This window comes from Polaromonas sp. P1_G2 (assembly GCF_056405515.1).
Genome location: NZ_JBFUBY010001480.1, coordinates 1 through 394, shown reverse-complemented (window position 1 = coordinate 394; position 394 = coordinate 1). Strand labels below are relative to the sequence as shown.

1 protein-coding gene is annotated in these 394 nt (G+C 61.9%); it reads left to right on the top strand.

The annotated features are described in order from the left end of the window. The coding region (locus tag AC1D0P_RS31180) for a methyl-accepting chemotaxis protein (protein WP_477680263.1) at positions 1–352 on the top strand (352 nt) is incomplete at its 5' end. Positions 353–394 lie beyond the last annotated feature (42 nt).

The following is a 394-nucleotide window of genomic DNA, read 5'->3' as shown; positions in this document are numbered from 1 at the left end:
GGAAATCAAGGCGCTGGTCAGCACGTCTTCCCAGCATGTCGAGCGCGGCGTGGCCCTGGTCGATCGCACCGGCACAGCCTTGGAAAGCATCATCGTCGAAATCAACAACATCGCCCAGCTGATCGACAATATCGCCCATTCCGCCCAGGAACAGTCGACCGGCATCAACGAGATCAACAGCGCCGTCAGCCAGATGGACCGGATGACGCAGCAGAATTCGACCATGGTGCAGGAAACCGCCAATTCCAGCGTGGCGCTCTCCGATCAGGCAGCCCAGCTCTCACAACTTGTCGGTCTGTTCAAGCTGTCGTCGGGTGCGCCGAGCCATGCGCCGGCACGCCGGGCGGCCTAAAAGACAACGACGCCGCCTCCACGACAGGAAGCGGCGTCCAGC